This window comes from Trinickia sp. Z7 (assembly GCF_056498045.1).
This window is the reverse complement of record NZ_JAUEQW010000001.1, coordinates 300,807-316,709: the sequence shown is the minus strand read 5'-3', so window position 1 is coordinate 316,709 and position 15,903 is coordinate 300,807. Positions and strand designations below refer to the sequence as shown.

The window sequence follows — 15,903 nt, the reverse complement described above, 5'->3', positions numbered from 1 at the left end:
AAAATACAAACGGGCGGCATGGCGCGCCGGGCTGGGGCGCACCATGCCATCCGCTTCAATCCTTTTCGGGCGGCCCGAGCGTCTGCACGAATGCGACGAGGTCGGACATCCCGCCGCCGGTGCCGCGCGGCTTCGCTTCGAGTTCCTCGAGGGGCGCTCCGGCGCGATTGATCCAAAACGTGGTGTAGCCGAACCATCCGGCGCCGGCCACATCCCAGCCGTTCGACGAGACGAAAACGATCTCGCGCGCATGGGCGCCGACGGCGCGCGTGCCGAGCGCATAAGCGGCCGGTGCGGGCTTGTAGGCGCGCACGGCGTCGACCGACAACACGTGATCGAACAAATCGCCAATGCCCGCGCTTTTCACAGCGACTGCGAGCATCTCGGGATTGCCGTTCGAAAGAATGCCCAGGCTCGGCCCGGGGCCGCCGGCGGCGCTCGTGCTCTCGCGCAGCGCGCGCAGGGTGCGCAATGCGGGCGCCGTATCGGGAAAAGCGGATAGGCACGCGTACTGATCCATCAGGCGTTTTTCCCCGGTGCTATCGAGCGGCAACTGCAAGCGCCGCGCCGCATGGCGCAGTGCATCGAGCGTGATGTCCCAGAACGGTTTGTAGTGAGCGCCGTGCGGATCGGCTAGGGTGCGCAACTGCGAGTATTCGATTTGCTTCAGGCGCCACAACTGCGACAGCGCGTCGCCTCGGCCGGGAAACAGCTGCTCGGCCGCGGCCACCACCGAGTGGACATCGAAGAGGGTGCCGTACGCGTCGAACAGCACCGCTTTGGGCAAACGTCGTGGCGAAGTCGACATGGCCTAGGCTCCCGGTTTTCTCGCGTGATACAGGTCTGGAACGAATTCTATTTGTGACTTGCCGTAATGAAAAATAGGCTTGGCGTCACTTGATCTGTGACTTTTTAGTTCATAATCGGCCGATCGGTCTTTGGGGAAGGGGGCTACCCTCGTGTCGCGCTTCAAGCAAATCGAAACGTTCGTCGCCGTGGCAGCAAAGGGTAGCTTGTCGGCCGCGGCCCAGGCGGAAGGGGTGGCCCCGGCCGTCATCGGCCGGCGGTTGGACGCGCTCGAGGAGCGGCTCGGGGTGAAGCTGCTCGTGCGCACGACGCGCAAACTGTCGTTGACGTTCGAAGGTTCTGCGTTCTTGGAGGATTGCCAGCGGATCGTCAACGACATGCAGAACGCCGAAGCCAGCGTCTCGGCGGGCGGTGTCAAGGCGAGCGGCCACGTGCGCGTGTCGGCGCCGGCCGGTTTCGGCCGTAAGCACGTCGCGCCCTTGATCCCGGCGTTCGCTTCGGCGCATCCCGAGGTATCGGTGGCGCTCGATTTGTCCGACCGCATGGTCGATCTCGTCAACGAAGGCTTCGACTGCGCCGTGCGTTTCGGCGAGTTGCCCGACTCCTCGCTCGTTTCTCTGCGGCTTGGGGAGAACCGTCGCGTGTGCGTCGCCGCGCCGGCTTACCTCGCCCGTCGCGGGACGCCACACACGCTGGCCGATCTCGCGCATCACAACTGCCTGGCGCTCGCGGCCGGGGTCAACCAGCAACGCGGCTGGACCTTTCAGCACGAGGGCAAGATCGTGTCGATCAAAGTCTCGGGCACGCTCGAATGCTCCGATGGCGCCGTGCTCCATGACTGGTGCTTGGCGGGGCATGGCCTTGCATGGCGTTCGTCCTGGGAGGCGGGGGAAGACATTGCGGCGGGCCGCCTCGTGACGGTGCTCGATGCCTTCGCCGCACCGCCGATCGGAATTCATGCGGTGTTTCCGCAGCGGCGGCATCTGCCGTTGCGAGTGCGGCTGTTTCTCGATTTCCTCAAGCATACCTATGAGCGTCCCGGCTACTGGCAATAACGACCGATCGTCGCCGTGGCGTCGGTGCGGGCGGGTTTCCGATATGCGGACTCACCCGAGGCCCTGCCGTCGGTAGGCCAATGCCGCACTACAATCGATCAGGGCAGCGCTCGCGCAGCGAGGCCGCTCAGCCATGCACAGCGGCGAACATCCATCGACGAGGCAGGCGCCATGTTCAAGCACATCCTGGTCCCAACTGACGGTTCGGAACTTTCCAAGAAAGCGATCGACGGGGCGATCGATCTCGCGCGTACGGTCGGCGCGCGTATCACGGCTTATGCATGTTTGCCGCAGTACCCGTATTCGCCGTTTTCGGAAGTCGTCGTCGAGCCGCCCGCCGATTTTCTGGAGCGCAGCGAACGCGAGGCACGCGAGCATCTGGACGAAGTCGAAGCGGCTGCGCGTGTCGCCGGCGTGCCCTTCAGCAGCCAAACGAGTGTGCATCCTTCGGCGTATCTGGGCATCATCGAGGCGGCCGAGAGCGGGGGGTGCGACGTCATCTTCATGGCCTCGCACGGGCGCAAAGGGCTCGGCAGCTTACTCATCGGCAGCGAGACGCAGCGCGTGCTCACCCATACCAAGATCCCCGTCATCGTCTACCGCTGATTGGCCCTTGTCGGTCGAGCGTATTCGCGGCGCACTGGGGCTTAAACGTCAGGCCCCGCATGCATCGCGCATGCGGGGCCCGCGTCCCTCCCTGGTCCCCTGTGCTGGTTCTGTTGCTTACGCGACCTTCTTGTCGAAGAACTGTTCGTCTTCGGTCGAGCCGTGCAATGCAGTGGTCGACGCCTCGCGCTCCACCGTCTGCGTGACGGCGTCGAAGTAGCCGGTGCCCACTTCGCGCTGGTGCTTCACGGCCGTAAAGCCCTTCTCGGCGGCCGCGAACTCGGCTTGCTGCAATTCGACGAACGCGCTCATCTGCGAGCGCGCATAGCCATGCGCGAGGTTGAACATCGAGTAGTTGAGCGCGTGGAAACCCGCCAGCGTGATGAACTGGAACTTGTAGCCCATCGCGCCCAGTTCCTTCTGGAACTTCGCGATCGTCGCATCATCGAGATTCTTCTTCCAGTTGAAGGACGGAGAGCAGTTGTACGAGAGCAGCTTCCCGGGGAACTGCTTGTGGATGGCTTCGGCGAACTTCTTCGCGTATTCGAGATCGGGCTTGCCCGTCTCGCACCAGATCATGTCGGCGTACGGCGCGTAGGCAAGGCCGCGCGAGATGGCTTGCTCGAGGCCCGGCTTCGTGCGGAAAAAGCCTTCGACCGTGCGCTCGCCGGTGAGGAACGGGCGATCGTTCTCATCGACGTCCGAGGTGATCAGATCGGCGGCTTCGGCATCGGTGCGAGCAATCAGAACGGTCGGCACGCCGCACACGTCGGCCGCCAGGCGTGCCGCCGTCAGCTTGGCGACGTTCTCGCGCGTCGGCACGAGCACTTTGCCGCCCATGTGGCCGCACTTTTTCACCGATGCGAGCTGATCTTCGAAGTGAACGCCCGAAGCGCCGGCCTCGATCATCGCCTTCATCAATTCGAACGCGTTGAGCACACCGCCGAAACCGGCTTCGGCATCCGCGACGATGGGAGCGAAGAAGTCCACGTAGCCTTCGTCGCCGGGGTTCTTGCCTTCCGACCATTGAATTTGATCGGCGCGCGTGAGCGTGTTGTTGATGCGCTTGACGACGAGCGGCACCGAATTGGCCGGATACAACGATTGGTCGGGGTACATTTCACCCGCGACGTTCGCATCGCCCGCCACCTGCCAGCCCGAAAGGTAGATCGCCTTCAGGCCGGCTTTCACTTGTTGCATCGCCTGGTTGCCCGTCAGCGCGCCCAAGGCGTTGACGAAGGGCTCGGTGTTCACGAGGTTCCAGAGCTTTTGGGCGCCTTCCTTGGCGATCGTATGCTCGGGCTGCAACGAGCCGCGCAGACGGACGACGTCTTCGGCCGTGTAACCGCGCTTGATGCCTTTCCAGCGCGGGTCGGTTTCCCATTGTTGCTGAAGCTGTTGTGCTTGCTGTTGCCGTGACATGGTGTGGCTCCTTGTTGCCTGAAAGAGAGAAGACAGCGATCTCGTTCGTCGCGACGTTCGGCGGCGCGAACTCTTATATAAGAGTCTAGGCAATGTGAAGCCGAGAGGGTATGGGGAATTTGATGTTTTTAGAGATTGGTTAATCGTTATAAATCAATTACGTATACTGCGTGTACCACGATGCGAAAAGACATTTCCCATCCCGCAACGCCAATCGTTGTGCCACGCAGCACAGATTTTTACGACGCAAAAGACCTTTTCGCATTGTGAAATTGGGGCGCGAAGAGCTGGGTGTCCGGGAATGGGCCCTCAAACTCGGGGCGAAAAAAAACCGGCGCGGGCTAACGCCGCACCGGTTTATTCGACCGACTCATCGTCCGTCTGCTGTGGGCGGCGCGAGCCGCCATACATCAGCCGCTACGGCGTGCGCCGCGCTGGCCGTCGCTGCGGCGGCCCTGGTAGCCCTCGCGAGCACCGAAGCCCTCGCGCGAGCCGTTCGAGCTGCGGCCACTCCAGCCGCCGCTACCCGTGCGTTTTTCGCCTGCACCGGCACTGGCACCGGCGCTGGCACCACGCGCGGCGCCGTTCGAGCCAAAGCGTCGGCCGCCGTTGTTGCCACCCGGCCGACCACGGCCGTTGCCGTTGCCGCTTCGGGCAGGCGGCGCTTTGCGCGGTTCGAAGCCTTCGATGACGTTGACCGCCAGCGGCGCACGCACGAAACGCTCGATCCGCTTGAGCGCGCCTTGCTCGGCGTGATGGACGAGGCTCACGGCGATACCCGAGCGCCCGGCCCGGCCCGTACGGCCGATACGATGCACGTAGTCTTCGGCGAATTTCGGCAGGTCGTAGTTGAACACGTGCGTGATGCCGGGAATGTCGATACCGCGAGCTGCGACGTCGGTCGCCACGAGCACGCGCACGCGGCGCTCGCGCAACGCGCGGACGGTGCGGTTGCGTGCGCCTTGCGGCAAGTCGCCGTGCAATGCGGCCGAAGAGAAGCCGGCGTCGGCGAGGCGGCCCGCCAACTGGTCGGCATCGTTCTTCGTGGCCGTAAACACGATGGCTTGGTCGAGCGCCGAATCGCGCAGCAGATGATCGAGCAAGCGATCTTTGTGATCGCGGTCGTCGACGTAGTGGACCGTCTGCGCGATGTTCGTGCGCGATTCCATCCGCTGAACGATCTCGATGCGCTCGGGGTCTTTCAGCAGCCGGCTCGTCAGCGAACCGATCTTGCCGTCGAGCGTGGCCGAGAACAGCAGGGTCTGGCGCGAGGCCGGCGTGGCGGCGACGATCGTCTCGATGTCGTCGATGAAGCCCATGTCGAGCATGCGATCGGCTTCGTCCAACACCAGAATTTGCAGTTGCGACAGGTCGATGCGGCCGCGCTCCAGATGGTCGAGCAGGCGGCCCGGCGTGGCGACCAGGATTTCCGGGTTCTTGGCGAGCAGCGTGAGCTGCTGGCCGTAGGCCACGCCGCCGAGGATGCTGACCGTGCGCAAGCGACGCAGATGCTTGCCGTAGGTCGATGCGGCCGTCGTGACTTGCATGGCGAGTTCACGCGTGGGCGTGAGCACGAGCATGCTCGGTTGCGCGACGGGCGGGCCGCGGCGCGGGCGGCGCTCGCCGCCGGCTTCGCGCGGCTGCGCGGCTTGCGTTTTTTGCAATTGGGCGAAACGTTCGATCGCCGGCAGCATGAAGGCTGCGGTTTTGCCCGAGCCCGTGGGGCTCGAGACGAGCAGGTCGCGGCCCGCAATGGCGGCCGGAATGGCGCGCTGCTGCACGGGCGTGGGCGCGGAATAGCCTGCGGCCGTCAGCGCCGAAAGAATTTCGGGCGACAGGCCGAGCGAGGCGAAGCTCGGGCCCGACGGCGCTTCGGCGGCCGGCTCGATCGCGGCAGGCGCATCGGCGGGCAGATCGAGGGCGCGATCGGCGATAGCGGTCAACGGGCTGGTTTCAAAGCTCGAAGTCATGAGAATCCTAAGAAGACGTCAAAGATACGTCGGCGCCAATCGGCATTACCCAAGTCGTCGGATTCAGCATGCAAGAGGACACGCGCGCAAATCGAAAAACGGGGGCAGCTCGCGAATCGATGCGAGCTTTTCGTTAGAAGCTGTATCGGGTACGGGACGCCGCTATGGCATCGCCGCCAGCCTGGTATGAGACGGCCTGTAAGGGCCTAGGCGGAAGGGGACAGGTTCTAAACTGGATTGGAGCAAAACGCTACGGTAGCGCGCTACAGACGGCTCGTTGCCGGTAGGTAACGCGCAAGCCGCCATTATACGAGGTTTTGCTGCGCCGCGCCACAACTGACGTGGCCTTTGTGACGAGTGGTGCGTCTTGCGCTTGGCGTCTAGCTGGCAGTGCCGCTCTTTAGCGCCTCCACGAGCTCGACATATTGCTGTTTCGCCACGTCTTGCGCCGTGCCTTTCAACGAGGCCCACGCGTCGTACTTGTACTTGCCCACGATGTCGGTGAACCCGGGCTTGTCGCCGTGCACGTCGCCTTCGGTGGCTTGCTTGAAGAGCGCATACAGACGCAGCAAGGTCATATTGCCGGGTTTTTCCGGCAACGCTTTGACGTCGACTTGGGCTTGGTCGAACTGCGCATCGACATTGCTCATGACAACTCTCCCATGCGGAAACGGTAAGGCCGCCGATCATAGCAAGCGCCACTGCCGAAAAGGTCGAGCGATGCTTCCAAACGCGCGCGGCGAAACGGCGCGCGCAGCGCAACCGGCCGGTGAGCCGCATGCGGGCGTCGGAGCGCCGCACTACCCGCATTACAATAGCGCCCATGACATCCACTGTGCTGCTTGCTCTCGATACATCGACCGAATATTGCTCGGTTGCGCTGCTTCGTTCGGAAGGGCCGTCGGCGGCCGCCGAACCGGCTTCGTCGCGCATCTGGCTCCGTCACGAGCGAACTGGGCCGGTTTCCAGTTCGCGCGTGTTGCCCGCCGTGCGCGAATTGTTCGACGAAGCCGGCGTGACGCTCGCGCAGTGCAGCGCCGTGGCCTTCGGGGCCGGTCCCGGATCGTTCACGGGTTTGCGCACGGCCACGGGCGTCGCGCAAGGCCTGGCCTTCGGGCTCGGCGTGCCCGTCGTTCCGATCAGCACGCTGCTCGTCTGTGCCGAAAGCGTGCGACAGCGCGAGCCCTCGATCGGGCGTGTGCTGGCCGTGCTCGACGCGCGCATGGACGAAGTCTACTGGGCGGACTACGCCTGGGATGCCGGCGCCGGAGAATGGCGCACGCTGACGCCGCCCACCCTCGCGGCGCCCGAGTCGCTGACGGCGCCCGATGAACCGTTTGCGGTTGCCGGCAACGCCGCGCGCGCCTTCGGCGAACGTTTGGCGCTCGCCGGGCGAGCCGTGCTGGTCGATCACGAAGCGTTGCCCCATGCGCAGCCGCTCGCGTTCGCGGCGTTGCGCGCTTACGGGGCGGGGCGCATCGTGGCCGCCCACGACGCCGCGCCCGAGTACGTGCGCGACAAAGTCGCTCAGACCACGGCCGAACGGATGGCCGAGCGTGCCGCGCGAGGCGGCCGGGAGGGGCGATGAGCGGGGTGTTGCTCGCCGACCGGTATATGTCGCCCATGACGGAAGCCGACCTCGACGAGGTGGCCGCCGTCGAACGCGAGGCCTATGACTTCCCCTGGTCGCGCGGTAACTTCGAAGATTCGCTGCGCAACGGCTACTTCGGCGTTTGCATGCGGCACCTGACCGGCACGCTCGTCGGCTACTGCGTGCTGATGCCCGTGGTCGACGAAATGCACCTGCTCAATTTATGCGTCGCGCCGCAGGCGCAAGGCACGGGCGCGGGCCTCACGCTGCTGCGCGAAGCCGTGCGCATCACACGCGCCAAGCAGTTGGGCGGGCTCTTGCTCGAGGTGCGGCCCTCCAACGTGCGTGCACTGCGGCTGTACGAGCAGTTCGGCTTCGCCACGATCGGCCGCCGCAAAAACTACTACCCGGCACGGCGGCATGGCCGCGAGGATGCACTCGTGATGCGCTACACACTTTCGAAGGAGGGCGACGATGGCGCTCGATGAAGCCGCGCTGGACACGCTTGGCCTGACGACGCTTTGGGTGCGCCGCGGCGCGTCGGTCGGTGGGGGCGGCGACGTGCGAGAGCCCTCGCCGCCGCCGCGGCAGGCGGCCGCTCAAGGTGACGACACGGCGCCGCAAGAAACCCCGGGCTTGGCGCAAGAGGCGCCGGCAGCAGGCGTGCCGCAAGGCGAAGCGACGCAGCGGGTCGTGTCGACGCCTGGGACGGAGAGCGGCGTTGCGATGCTCGATTGGGACGCACTCGAGGCGCGCGTCGCGGCGTGCGAGCAGTGCCGGCTTTGCGAGAAGCGCACCCGCACCGTGTTCGGCGTGGGCGACCGCGCAGCCGATTGGATGCTGATCGGCGAGGCGCCGGGCGAAAACGAGGACAAGCAGGGCGAGCCGTTCGTCGGCCAGGCGGGCAAGCTGCTCGACAGCATGCTGCGTGCGGTTTCGCTCGCGCGCGGCGAGAACGTGTATATCGCCAACGTCGTCAAGTGCAGGCCGCCGGGCAACCGCAACCCCGAGCCGGACGAAGTGGCGCGCTGCGAGCCGTATTTGCAGCGGCAGGTCGCGCTCGTCAAACCGAAGCTCATCGTCGCGTTGGGCCGTGTCGCCGCGCAGAATCTACTCAAGACCGACGCCAGCATTTCGTCGCTGCGGGGCCGAGTGCATCGTTATGAAGACGTTCCGGTCATCGTGACCTATCACCCTGCCTACTTGCTGCGCAGCTTGCCGGACAAGGCGAAGGCATGGCTCGACCTGTGCCTCGCGCACGATACCTACCGGCAAGCCCTGGACGAACAGCAGGCGGCGCGATGAGTGCGCTCGAGCCGGCCCCTGCCCCAGCCGCCGCGCTCGATGCGTTGCAGGGCGTGTTGTCGGACCCCTTGGTCCGCGATTTGGCCTGGCTGTTGTTGAGTACACCGCTATTGCGCGCCCAGCCGAGCGCGGGCGAGCTTGCCAATCCATTCGAAAGCGCCGCCGAAATGCAGGCCACGATCGATTGGCTGCTCGCGCTCGAGCGCGATCCCATGCCGTTGCATGAAGCGATTGCAAGTGCGCGTGTCGTTCGTCTGGGCCGCTACGCCGAATGCCTGCTCGCGTATTTCCTGCAGCACGGGCCGGCGGCGCGCCTCGTTGCCGCTAACGTTGCGCTACGCCTCGCGGGTCGCACGATCGGCGAGTGCGATTTCCTCGTCGAGACGGCGAGCGGTCGCAGGCTGCACTGGGAATTGGCCGTCAAATGCTATTTGCATGCGCCGGGCGACCGTGGCGGGTTGTCCGACTATGTCGGCCCGAATCTGCAAGACCGCTTCGACCTGAAGCTCGCGCATTTGCTCGAGCGGCAACTGCCGTTATCTTCGCGCGAGGAGTTCGCGACGCTCGGGCATACAGGTCCTTGGCGGCCCCAGATGTTCGTCAAAGGTTGGCTGTTCTATCGCTGGCCGGATTCGCCGCACATTGCGCTGGCCGTCGATCCTTCGCATCACCGCGGCTTTTGGGTGACTCGCGGGCAACTGCCCGCGCTTTGTGCCGTTCGCCCCGATGCACGATGGGCCGTGTTGCCGCGTCTTGCGTGGCTGGCGCCGCGGCCGGCGGTGTCGGACGACGACCTCGCCGCGACCGGATCGTCGGCGCTAGGCGCGTTGGCCGAACGGCTGGCCCAGCACACCGGCCCCACGATGGTTGCGTCATTCGAGCGAGAGTCGAAGCTGTTCGGACCTTGGCGCGAGACGAGCCGAGGGTTCGTCGTACCGGACGAATGGCCAGAGCGGGCTAGCGCCTATTTGCGTTGATTGTGTTGATTGCGTCGATCGAGCGATCGCGTCCATCATGCGCTCGCGCCGAGCGCAACGCGATGCAGCAAGCAAACGCGCTGGCTGCATCCGTGCATTGCGCGGCCCGAAGCTGGAAAGGCACGCGGCGGGCAGCTACCAGAGGCTACCAGAAGCGATGAAAATGATGCAGCGGTCCGATGCCGGTGCCGACGTCCAGCCGTCCGCTCTCGCGCAATGCCTGGGCGAGATAGGCCTTCGCGTCGGTGACGGCGTCGAGCCAATCGGGGCGCTGCGTGCTCAGCGCGGCAATGGCCGCCGACAGCGTGCAGCCGGTGCCGTGCGTATGTTTGACGGCGATGCGCTCGCCGCCTAGCCGGTGAGCGCCGCGCTCGTCGATGAGCCAATCGGGGCTTTGCGCGCCGCCCAAGTGTCCGCCCTTCATGAGGACCGCCTTCGCGCCCATGGCGCGCAGCGCCTCGCCGTGCCGTTGCATCGTGGCTTCGTCGCTCGCCCGCTCGCGCGCGCCGATGAGCGCGGCCGCTTCGTCGAGATTGGGCGTCACGAGATCGGCCAACGGCAGCAGTTCTTCGCGCAGCGCCGTGACGGCATCCGCAGCGAGTAGGGCGCGCCCGTTCTTCGACAACATGACCGTGTCGAGCACCACGCGCTGCGGACGGTAGCGGCGCAGGGCCTCGGCTACCGCGTGCACGATATCGGCGTTCGCGAGCATCCCGATTTTCACGGCGTCGATACGGATGTCGTCGAAGACGGCATCGAGCTGTTCCGCGATGAAGCCGGGCTCCGGTACGTGGACGGTGCGCACCCCATGCGTGTTCTGCGCCGTCAATGCGGTGATCACGCTCGCTCCGTACACGCCGAGCGCGGAAAACGTCTTCAAGTCGGCTTGAATTCCCGCTCCGCCGCCGGAATCGGAGCCGGCGATCGTCAAGGCGTTGGCAATGGTGCGAGTCATGGCAAGCGGCCGGGACGCGGCTGTGACCTCAATGCTTGACCTCGCCGATCAGGGCGACCGAATCGAACGCGCGCTGATTGGCTTGATGGCGGCGCATGACGAGCCACATCATGACGCACACGAATGTGCCGAATAGAACGATGACGATCGATACGGGCACGTCGAGCCATACCAGCACCGCGTACAGGCACAGCATGATGAGCACGGAAAGGTTTTCGTTGAAGTTCTGCACGGCGATCGAATGGCCGGCGGAGAGCAGTACGTGCCCCCGATGCTGCAGCAATGCGTTCATCGGCACGACGAAATAACCGGAGAGGGCGCCGACGATCATCAGGAACAAATAGGCGATGATGAGATAGCCCGGCACGTGCAGGCGCCCGAAGTAAAAGCCCCAGTTGGCCGGCACGACATGCCGCGTGTAGAACGCCATCAACATGACGGCGATGCCCATCATGATGCCGACCGGCAGCACCGTCAGCGATTTTTTCAACGGCACGCGCGCGGCCGCGAACATCGCGCCGCCCGCCACGCCGACAGCCACGATGGCTTGCAAGATCGCGCCTTCGGACAGCGACATGCCGAGCGACACCTCGGCCCATTTCAAGACGATGAATTGCAGCGTCGCGCCCGCGCCCCAAAACAGCGTGGTGACGGCGAGCGAGATCTGGCCGAGCTTGTCGCGCCACAGCGTGAGGAAACAATCGGCGAAATCCGTGATGAGCCTGATCGGGCCATGCTGCTGTTTCGGATACCGCGCGCCGGTATCGGGAATACGCAGATTGAACAGCGCAGCGGCGACATAGATGCCCATGATGACGATCATTGCGGCTTCGGCCGGCGTTGCCACGAAGGGCATGCGGTGCTTGAGCACGTGCGCGGCGATGTGCGGACTGATCAGCGCGCCGCCCAGCACGGTGCCGAGGATGATCGAGGCGACCGTCGTGCCTTCGATCCAGCCGTTGGCGGCGACGAGGCGCTCGGGCGGCAGCAGTTCGGTCAAGATGCCGTACTTGGCCGGCGAGTAGGCCGCGGCCCCGAAGCCGACGATGCCGTACGCCGCCAACGGGTGGGCGCCGACGAGCATGACGATGCAGCCGAGGATCTTGATCGTGTTCGTGGCGAACATGACCCGCCCCTTTGGACGCGAATCGGCGAAAGCGCCGACGAACGCGGCGAGCACCACGTACGACAGGACGAAGAACAGCTTGAGCAGCGGCGTCATCCAATTGGGGGCATGGAGGTCTTTCAGTAGTGCAATGGCAGCGATCAGAAGGGCGCTATCGGCCAGCGACGAGAAAAACTGCGCGGCCATGATGGAGTAAAAACCTTTTTTCATCTGATGCGGTGCGGTCCTTTGCGGCGCGTCCTCCCCGGACGCGTGTGACGCGTTAGGACTTAGGCCGTTCGAAATGGGTTGTGCGCACGGCTTTATATCACGAAAATAGGTGCCTTCGGACTGCCGGCGCGCCGCCCGAACGGCGCAGCCTCGTTTGTGCGCCGCAAAACGCGCCCTCCTGTCACGATTTGCCTCGTGCTTCATACGAAAACACCATGCCGCGCCCGCTTCTCGCCACCATCCATACCGCAGCCCTAGCCAACAATCTCGCTTGCGCCCGCCGCCACGCACCCAATTCGAAAGTGTGGGCCGTGGTCAAAGCCAATGCATACGGTCATGGCCTTGCCCGCGCATTCCCGGGATTGCGCGCAACCGACGGGTTCGGTTTGCTAGACCTCGAAGAGGCCGTCAAGTTGCGTGAATTGGGATGGGCCGGTCCCATTCTTCTGCTCGAAGGTTTTTTCCGGCCGACGGACATCGACGTCATCGACCGCTACAGCCTGACCACCACCGTGCATAGCGACGAGCAGTTGCGCATGCTGGAAATGGCGCGGCTGTCCAAGCCCGTCAATATTCAGTTGAAGATGAACAGCGGCATGAACCGGCTCGGCTATACGCCCGAGAAGTTCCGCGCGGCCTGGGAACGGGCGCGCGCATGCCCGGGGGTCGGGCAAATCGTGCTCATGACCCATTTTTCCGATGCGGACGGCGAACGCGGCATCGAACACCAGCTCGCTGCGTTCGAACGCGGCGCCGAGGGCATTGCGGGGGCGCGTAGCCTGTCCAATTCGGCCGCCACCCTGTGGCACCCCGGTGCCCACTTCGATTGGGTGCGGCCGGGGATCATCCTTTACGGCGCTTCGCCCTCGGGCGTGACGGCCGCCATCGACGGCGTAGGACTGCAGCCTGCGATGACGCTCGCGTCGGAACTCATCGGCGTGCAATCGCTGGCAAAGGGCCAGACTGTCGGCTACGGCTCGGCGTTTACGGCGCCCGCGCCGATGCGTATCGGCGTGGTCGCCTGCGGCTACGCCGACGGCTACCTGCGGTGCGCGCCCGAGGGCACGCCCATCGTCGTCGACGGCGTGCGCACGCGGCTCGTCGGGCGGGTATCGATGGACATGCTCACCGTCGATCTGACGCCGTGTCCCACGGCCAATGTCGGCTCGCGGGTCGAACTGTGGGGCGCGCAGTTGCCCATCGACGACGTCGCGCGCGCCTGCGGCACGATCGGCTACGAGCTCATGTGCGCCGTCGCGCAGCGCGTGCCCGTTTTGGCCGAGTAGTGGCGCAGTTGTTGGCGTAGGGGGGCCGAGCAGTGGGGTGCGTTCGTCCGCTTCATCCCTGGTTTTAGGATTACAAAAGCAAGAACGGCGAAGGACCGCGCGTGGCGAAACAAAAGACGATTTACACCTGTACCGAGTGCGGCGGTCAAACGCCGAAGTGGCAAGGCCAGTGTCCCTCATGCAGCGCCTGGAACACCCTGGTGGAAACGGCTGCGCCGAGCGCCGGCGCCCATCGGTTCCAATCGCTCGCGAAAAGCGCGCCCGTGCAGCGGCTCGCCGATATCGAGGCGGCCGACGTGCCTCGGTTTTCAACGGGCATCGGCGAATTCGATCGCGTGCTGGGCGGCGGCTTCGTTGCGGGTGGCGTGGTGCTGATCGGCGGCGATCCGGGCATCGGCAAATCGACGCTTCTGCTGCAGTCGCTCGCCTCGCTTGCCGACGAGCGCAGCGCCCTTTACATCAGCGGGGAGGAGTCGGCCGCCCAAATCGGTTTGCGCGCGCAGCGCCTTGCGTTGCTCGAGCCCGGTTCGCGCGCGGCGGATTTGAAGCTGCTCGCCGAAATTCAACTCGAAAAAATCCAAGCTGCGATCGAAGCGGAGCGGCCCGACGTCGCGGTGGTCGATTCGATCCAAACGATCTACTCGGATGCGCTCACTTCGGCGCCGGGCTCGGTGGCGCAGGTGCGCGAGTGCGCGGCGCAACTGACGCGCATCGCCAAGCAATCGGGCACGACCGTGGTCATGGTCGGGCATGTGACGAAAGAAGGCAGCCTGGCGGGCCCTCGCGTGCTCGAGCATATCGTCGATACGGTCTTGTATTTCGAAGGCGACACCCATTCGTCGTTCCGGCTCGTGCGTGCGTTCAAGAACCGCTTCGGCGCGGTCAACGAATTGGGCGTGTTCGCCATGACCGAGCGCGGCCTGCGCGGCGTCGCCAATCCATCGGCGTTGTTCTTGTCTCAGCATGAGCAGATCGTCCCGGGCTCGTGCGTGCTCGTCACGCAGGAAGGCTCGCGCCCCCTGCTCGTGGAGATTCAAGCGCTCGTCGACACCGCCCATGTGCCGAATCCGCGGCGGCTGGCCGTCGGGCTCGAACAAAACCGGCTCGCGATGTTGCTCGCCGTATTGCATCGGCATGCGGGCATTGCGTGCTTCGATCAAGACGTATTCCTCAATGCCGTCGGCGGCGTGAAGATCGCCGAGCCCGCGGCCGATCTCGCCGTGTTGCTCGCGATTCATTCATCGATGCGCAACAAGCCGTTGCCCAAGGGGCTGATCGTGTTCGGGGAAGTCGGCTTGGCCGGCGAGATCCGTCCCTCGCCGCGCGGGCAGGAGCGTTTGAAGGAAGCGGCCAAGCTCGGCTTCACGGCGGCCTTGATTCCGAAGGCCAACGCACCGAAACAGCCGATCGACGGGTTGCAGGTGCTTGCGGTCGAACGCATCGAGCAGGCGATCGACCGAGTCAAGGAGCTGGAGTAGGGGCTTGCGGTTGGAACAGCAGGTGATTGCGCGCCTCTTCTACGGTGAGCACGGGTGAGACGCAGCAGTCGCGCGGCTCGAGCAGCTCGACCCAAGTGGAGAGCCGATGCGTCGCGATGTGTTCGGCAAGTTCTCGTGTCAATGCAATTGCGTCCGGGCCGCCGATGACCTGACCCAGGCTCCAGTGACGCGAGGCCCAATCGGGGCGGCCCAGCGCGCGGCAGAGCCGCTCCCAAAACTTCAATTCCAGCGCCCCGACCGCAAGCCAGCGCCCGTCGGCCGTGCGATAGACGTTGTAGCAGGGCACGCCTCCGTTCAGGAGGCCGTGCCCGGCTCGTAGCGCGTCGGCGGCCGCAGGCATCGAGCCCTCGGCGTTTTCGAGCGTCGCCTGTGCGACGATATTGTGGGCGTGGATCGCATGCGTCATCGATACATCGACGAACGCGCCGTCACCCCCTCGCGATACTTGCCAAAGCGCCGCGAGAATGCGTGTCACTGCCGGCAGGGCGCCGCCCAGCAAATCGGCGATTTGGATGTTCGCGATGACGGGGGTGCCCTCCGGCGTTGCGATTTGGTCGAGCACGCCCGCGTAGGCCAGGTAGTTGAGGTCGTGGCCGGGCCGTTGCGAGAATGGGCCTTGCGCACCGTAGCCTGAGATCGCGCAATAGACGAGCTTGGGATTGATCTTGGACAGATTTGCATAGTCGAGCCCGAGCCGTTCCATCACGCCCGGGCGAAAGCTTTCCACGAGCACGTGAGCTTCGCGCACGAGCGCACGAAGGACCGTGCGGCCCGTCTCGGTCTTCAAATCGAGTCGTGTCTCGCGCTTGCCGCGATTGACGTGGCGATAGAAGGCGCTCGGCATCCCCTTGGCGCGATCGGCCGGGGCTTGCATCATCGCTCGCGCCGGGTCGCCGCCGCCGGGCTCTTCGATCTTCAGCACATCGGCGCCCAGTTCCGCAAGCCGCAATGTCGCGAGCGGACCGGGCAGCAAGCGCGTGAGATCGAGCACGCGCAGGCCGCGCAGCGGAGCATCCGTCGTCAACGTGTACCTCCTGTCGATCGTGGCCGGCTAGCCGCACGCTCGCCGGCGTTGCGCGCATCGGCCCGGGAGT

15 protein-coding genes are annotated in these 15,903 nt (G+C 65.0%); 8 read left to right on the top strand and 7 right to left on the bottom strand.

The annotated features are described in order from the left end of the window. Window positions 1–55: 55 nt before the first annotated feature. The gene (locus tag QQS38_RS01400; RefSeq protein ID WP_479643586.1) at window positions 56–808 is read right to left on the bottom strand and encodes a haloacid dehalogenase type II; all 753 of its coding nucleotides are present in this window, start codon (window positions 806–808) and stop codon (window positions 56–58) included. Between the two features lie 151 nt (window positions 809–959). Here QQS38_RS01400 and QQS38_RS01395 point away from each other — a divergent pair, with 151 nt between their 5' ends. After that, window positions 960–1,862: a LysR family transcriptional regulator gene (locus QQS38_RS01395; RefSeq protein ID WP_479643585.1), complete on the top strand. Its 903-nt coding sequence runs from the start codon at window positions 960–962 to the stop codon at window positions 1,860–1,862. 171 nt (window positions 1,863–2,033) lie between these two features. Then, window positions 2,034–2,468 carry a universal stress protein gene (locus tag QQS38_RS01390; protein ID WP_479643584.1) on the top strand — a complete coding sequence of 145 codons (435 nt, stop codon included), beginning with the start codon at window positions 2,034–2,036 and terminating at the stop codon, window positions 2,466–2,468. Between the two features lie 117 nt (window positions 2,469–2,585). On the opposite strand, the gene aceA is transcribed toward QQS38_RS01390, so the two are convergent. The 3 genes from aceA to QQS38_RS01375 all read right to left on the bottom strand — a co-directional run bounded on the left by aceA (window position 2,586) and on the right by QQS38_RS01375 (window position 6,510). Then, window positions 2,586–3,890 carry an isocitrate lyase gene (gene aceA / locus QQS38_RS01385; RefSeq protein ID WP_479643583.1) on the bottom strand — a complete coding sequence of 435 codons (1,305 nt, stop codon included), beginning with the start codon at window positions 3,888–3,890 and terminating at the stop codon, window positions 2,586–2,588. Between the two features lie 410 nt (window positions 3,891–4,300). Continuing rightward, complete coding sequence (locus QQS38_RS01380; RefSeq protein ID WP_479643582.1) at window positions 4,301–5,860, bottom strand: DEAD/DEAH box helicase; 1,560 nt, start codon at window positions 5,858–5,860, stop codon at window positions 4,301–4,303. A gap of 380 nt (window positions 5,861–6,240) precedes the next feature. Continuing rightward, on the bottom strand, window positions 6,241–6,510 hold the full coding sequence (locus QQS38_RS01375; protein WP_479643581.1) for an acyl-CoA-binding protein: 270 nt from the start codon (window positions 6,508–6,510) through the stop codon (window positions 6,241–6,243). 173 nt (window positions 6,511–6,683) lie between these two features. Between QQS38_RS01375 and tsaB the strand changes: the two genes are divergently transcribed. Genes tsaB through QQS38_RS01355 form a run of 4 tightly spaced genes read left to right on the top strand, consistent with a single transcriptional unit; the run spans window position 6,684 to window position 9,733 of the window. After that, window positions 6,684–7,448 (top strand): tRNA (adenosine(37)-N6)-threonylcarbamoyltransferase complex dimerization subunit type 1 TsaB, encoded by a 765-nt coding sequence (tsaB, locus tag QQS38_RS01370; protein WP_479643580.1) that lies wholly within the window; start codon window positions 6,684–6,686, stop codon window positions 7,446–7,448. Continuing rightward, complete coding sequence (gene rimI, locus QQS38_RS01365; protein ID WP_479643579.1) at window positions 7,445–7,939, top strand: ribosomal protein S18-alanine N-acetyltransferase; 495 nt, start codon at window positions 7,445–7,447, stop codon at window positions 7,937–7,939. The genes tsaB and rimI overlap by 4 nt, the downstream gene beginning before the upstream one ends. Further along, window positions 7,926–8,756, top strand: a complete 831-nt coding sequence (locus QQS38_RS01360; RefSeq protein WP_479643578.1) for a uracil-DNA glycosylase — start codon at window positions 7,926–7,928, stop codon at window positions 8,754–8,756. The genes rimI and QQS38_RS01360 overlap by 14 nt, the downstream gene beginning before the upstream one ends. Beyond that, window positions 8,753–9,733 carry a DUF1853 family protein gene (locus tag QQS38_RS01355; protein WP_479643577.1) on the top strand — a complete coding sequence of 327 codons (981 nt, stop codon included), beginning with the start codon at window positions 8,753–8,755 and terminating at the stop codon, window positions 9,731–9,733. Before QQS38_RS01360 ends, QQS38_RS01355 begins: the two co-directional genes overlap by 4 nt. 145 nt (window positions 9,734–9,878) lie before the next feature. On the opposite strand, the gene thiD is transcribed toward QQS38_RS01355, so the two are convergent. Next, the gene (gene thiD / locus QQS38_RS01350; RefSeq protein ID WP_479643576.1) at window positions 9,879–10,688 is read right to left on the bottom strand and encodes a bifunctional hydroxymethylpyrimidine kinase/phosphomethylpyrimidine kinase; all 810 of its coding nucleotides are present in this window, start codon (window positions 10,686–10,688) and stop codon (window positions 9,879–9,881) included. Window positions 10,689–10,716: 28 nt separating this feature from the next. Beyond that, a complete protein-coding gene (gene lplT / locus QQS38_RS01345; RefSeq protein WP_479643575.1) occupies window positions 10,717–12,024 on the bottom strand; it encodes a lysophospholipid transporter LplT in 1,308 nt (435 codons plus the stop codon). A 215-nt stretch (window positions 12,025–12,239) separates the two neighbouring features. Between lplT and alr the strand changes: the two genes are divergently transcribed. Together alr and radA are read left to right on the top strand one after the other, a co-directional pair. Then, on the top strand, window positions 12,240–13,310 hold the full coding sequence (gene alr, locus QQS38_RS01340; protein ID WP_479643574.1) for an alanine racemase: 1,071 nt from the start codon (window positions 12,240–12,242) through the stop codon (window positions 13,308–13,310). 101 nt (window positions 13,311–13,411) lie between these two features. Beyond that, window positions 13,412–14,788 (top strand): DNA repair protein RadA, encoded by a 1,377-nt coding sequence (gene radA / locus QQS38_RS01335; RefSeq protein ID WP_479643573.1) that lies wholly within the window; start codon window positions 13,412–13,414, stop codon window positions 14,786–14,788. Here the strand turns inward: radA and QQS38_RS01330 are convergent. Continuing rightward, window positions 14,772–15,815 carry a CaiB/BaiF CoA transferase family protein gene (locus QQS38_RS01330; RefSeq protein ID WP_479644073.1) on the bottom strand — a complete coding sequence of 348 codons (1,044 nt, stop codon included), beginning with the start codon at window positions 15,813–15,815 and terminating at the stop codon, window positions 14,772–14,774. The genes radA and QQS38_RS01330 overlap by 17 nt on opposite strands. Window positions 15,816–15,903: the final 88 nt, after the last annotated feature.